The organism is Cupriavidus sp. 96C5-1 (assembly GCF_057798855.1).
In genome coordinates this window covers 1-3,893 of record NZ_JBYOJU010000107.1, presented here as the reverse complement: position 1 = coordinate 3,893, position 3,893 = coordinate 1, and the positions used below count along the sequence as shown (strand labels likewise).

Genomic DNA, 3,893 nt, shown 5'->3' with positions numbered 1-3,893 from the left:
CGTGCGGCCGAGATCGACCGCACCGACCAGTTCCCGATGGACGCCTGGAAGAAGATGGGCGATCTCGGCGTGCTCGGCATCACGGTCGCCGAGGAATACGGCGGCGCCAATATGGGCTACCTCGCCCATATGATCGCCATGGAGGAAATCAGCCGCGCCTCCGCCTCGGTCGGCCTGTCCTACGGCGCGCACTCCAACCTGTGCGTCAACCAGATCCACCGCAACGGCACCGCCGCGCAGAAAGCCAGATACCTGCCCAAGCTGGTCTCCGGCGACTGGATCGGCGCACTGGCGATGAGCGAGCCGAATGCCGGCTCCGACGTGGTGAGCATGAAACTGCGCGCCGACTTCAAGGGCGACCGCTACGTGCTCAACGGCACCAAGATGTGGATCACCAACGGCCCGGACTGCGACGTGCTGGTGGTCTACGCCAAGACCGAGCCGGAGCTGGGCGCGCGCGGCATGACGGCCTTTATCGTCGAGAAGGGCATGAAGGGCTTCTCGGTGGCGCAGAAGCTGGACAAGCTCGGCATGCGCGGCTCGCACACCGGCGAGCTGGTGTTCCAGGACGTGGAAGTGCCGGTGGAGAACATCCTCGGCGCCGAGAACAGCGGCGCCAAGGTGCTGATGAGCGGTCTGGACTATGAGCGCGCCGTGCTGTCCGGCGGCCCGGTGGGCATCATGCAGGCGTGCATGGACGTGATCACCCCGTACATCCACGACCGCAAGCAGTTCGGCCAGAGCATCGGCGAATTCCAGCTGATCCAGGGCAAGGTGGCCGATATGTACACCACGCTGCAGGCGGCGCGCAGCTACCTGTACACGGTGGGCAAGAACCTCGATTCGCTGGGCACGGAGCACGTGCGCCAGGTGCGCAAGGACTGCGCCGCGGTGATTCTCTATACCGCCGAGAAAGCGACGTGGATGGCCGGCGAGTCGGTGCAGATCCTGGGCGGCAACGGCTATATCAACGAATACCCGGTGGGCCGCCTGTGGCGCGACGCCAAGCTGTACGAGATCGGCGCCGGCACTTCGGAAATCCGCCGTATGCTGATCGGGCGCGAGCTGTACGCTGAAACCGCATAAACCGCGTACCCCGCCCGGCTTGTCGCCTGAGCCCGCCCCCACCGCACAACGATCACCGCACGAGACTCCATGCCCACGCTCGAAACCAAACTCAATGCGCGTTCGGAATCCTTCCGCGCCAACGCCGACGCCATGCAGGCGCTGGTCGCCGACCTCAAGGCGAAGATCGCCAAGCTGGCCGAAGGCGGCGGCGAGGAAGCGCGCGCCAAGCACCTCGGGCGCGGTAAGCTGCTGCCGCGCGAGCGCGTCCAGCAACTGCTGGACCCGGGCACGCCCTTCCTGGAGCTGTCGCAGCTCGCTGCCTATGACATGTACGACAATGCCGCGCCCGGCGCCGGCATCATCACCGGCATCGGCAGCATTGCCGGGCAGGAATGCGTGATCGTCTGCAACGATGCCACCGTCAAGGGCGGCACCTACTATCCGCTCACCGTGCGCAAGCACCTGCGTGCGCAGGAGATCGCCGAGCAGAACAACCTGCCCTGCATCTACCTGGTGGACTCGGGCGGCGCCAACCTGCCGAACCAGGACGACGTGTTCCCGGATCGCGACCACTTTGGCCGAATCTTCTACAACCAGGCCAACCTGTCCAAGGCGGGCATTCCGCAGATCGCGGTGGTGATGGGTTCCTGCACCGCCGGCGGCGCCTATGTGCCGGCGATGAGCGATGAGTCCATCATCGTCAAGAACCAGGGCACCATCTTCCTGGGTGGCCCGCCGCTGGTGAAGGCCGCGACCGGCGAGGAAGTGAGCGCCGAGGACCTGGGCGGCGCCGACGTGCACACCCGCCTGTCGGGCGTGGCCGATTATTTTGCGCAGAACGACGCGCACGCGCTGTCGCTGGCGCGCAATATCGTGCAGCACCTGAACCGCCGCAAGCCGGACCAGATCCGCCTGCACGAGCCCCTGCCCCCGCGCTATCCGGTGGAAGAGCTGTACGGCGTGATTCCCACCGACACGCGCAAGCCCTACGACGTGCGCGAGGTGATCGCGCGCATCGTGGACGATTCCGATTTCGACGAATTCAAGGCGCGCTACGGCACCACGCTGGTTTGCGGCTTTGCGCGGATCTGGGGTTATCCGGTAGGCATCATCGCCAATAACGGCATCCTGTTCTCGGAGTCGGCGCTGAAGGGCGCGCACTTCATCGAGCTGTGCTGCCAGCGCAAGATCCCGCTGGTGTTCCTGCAGAACATCACCGGCTTCATGGTGGGCCGCAAGTACGAGAACGAAGGCATCGCGCGCAACGGCGCCAAGATGGTGACGGCGGTGGCGACGGCGCAGGTGCCGAAGTTCACCGTGATCATCGGCGGCTCGTTCGGCGCGGGCAACTATGGCATGTGCGGCCGGGCGTATTCGCCGCGCTTCCTGTGGATGTGGCCGAACGCGCGGATCTCGGTGATGGGCGGCGAGCAGGCAGCCAGCGTGCTGGCCACCGTGCGCCGCGACGGCATCGAGGCCAAGGGGGGCAGCTGGAGCGCGGAGGATGAAGACAAGTTCAAGCAGCCGATCCGCGACCAGTACGAGCACCAGGGCCACCCCTACTACGCCAGCGCGCGGCTGTGGGACGACGGCGTGATCGATCCCGCGCAAACCCGCACGGTGCTGGGCCTTGGCCTGTCGGCCAGCCTGAATGCGCCGATCGGCGAGATGAAGTTCGGCGTGTTCCGCATGTAACGCCGCGCCGATCCACTCCCGCACAGCACAGGACCAGAACGCAATATGGAATTCACCACCCTTACCGTCACCGCCGAACAGCATGTGGCCACCGTCACGCTGAACCGGCCGGACGTACGCAATGCCTTCAACGAGACCGTGATCGCGGAGTTGACCGGCGCCTTCCGCGCGCTGGGCAGCGAGTCCACGGTGCGCGCCATCGTGCTGGCCGGCAACGGCCCGGCCTTCTGCGCCGGCGCCGATCTGAACTGGATGAAGAAGATGGCCGGCTACTCGCACGACGAGAACCGGTCCGATGCGCTGACGCTGGCGCAGATGCTGCATACCATCTGGGCCTGTCCCAAGCCGGTGATCGCCCGCATTCACGGCGACACCTACGCCGGCGGCGTGGGCCTGGTCGCGGCCTGCGATATCGCGGTGGCGGCGGAACCGGTCAACTTCTGCCTGTCGGAAGCGCGCCTGGGCCTGCTGCCGGCCACCATCAGCCCCTACGTGATCCGCGCCATGGGCGAGCAGGCGGCACGCCGCTACTTCATCACGGCCGAGCGCTTTGGCGCCGCTGAGGCGCTGCGGCTGGGTTTTGTGCATGAGGTGGTGCCGGCCGATGCGCTGGACGCCAGGGTCAGCGAGATAGCCGCCGCGCTGGTGGCCAACAGCCCCAACGCCGTGCGCGAGAGCAAGCGGCTGGTGCAGGAAGTGGCCGGACGCGCCATCGACGACGCGCTGCTGGCCGATACGGCAGACCGTATCGCAGCCATCCGCGCGTCCGAAGAGGGCCGCGAGGGCGTGCGCTCCTTCCTGGAGAAGCGTTCGCCGTCATGGCGTCCTGTCTGAGCCCGCCACCCAGCCAATCTTGCGTTTGCCCGCTGCCATGCAGCACCGGGCGCTAGCCGCCCCGCAGGCGTGAAGCGCGCCGGGCGGCCCGGGCAGCCTTGCTGCCCGAACCCATAAAATAGGAACAGCCATGTTCAACAAGATCCTGATCGCCAATCGCGGCGAAATCGCCTGCCGCGTGGCGGCCACCTGCCGCCGCCTCGGCATCCGCACGGTGGCTGTCTATTCGGACGCCGACGCCAACGCCCGCCACGTGGCGCTGTGCGACGAAGCGGTGCACATCGGCGGCGCGGCCG

General features: G+C 66.8%; 4 protein-coding genes. All 4 read left to right on the top strand.

Annotated features, from left to right (window positions below):
- Nucleotides 1–1,086, top strand: a 1,086-nt coding sequence (locus AC3FOF_RS44405) for an isovaleryl-CoA dehydrogenase (protein WP_488730298.1), incomplete at its 5' end; no start/stop codon positions are given.
- 69 nt (nt 1,087–1,155) lie between these two features.
- Nucleotides 1,156–2,763 (top strand): carboxyl transferase domain-containing protein, encoded by a 1,608-nt coding sequence (locus AC3FOF_RS44400; RefSeq protein ID WP_276269200.1) that lies wholly within the window; start codon nt 1,156–1,158, stop codon nt 2,761–2,763.
- 45 nt (nt 2,764–2,808) lie between these two features.
- Nucleotides 2,809–3,597 (top strand): enoyl-CoA hydratase/isomerase family protein, encoded by a 789-nt coding sequence (locus AC3FOF_RS44395; RefSeq protein WP_488730297.1) that lies wholly within the window; start codon nt 2,809–2,811, stop codon nt 3,595–3,597.
- A 130-nt stretch (nt 3,598–3,727) separates the two neighbouring features.
- The coding region (locus AC3FOF_RS44390; RefSeq protein ID WP_488730299.1) for a biotin carboxylase N-terminal domain-containing protein at nt 3,728–3,893 on the top strand (166 nt) is incomplete at its 3' end.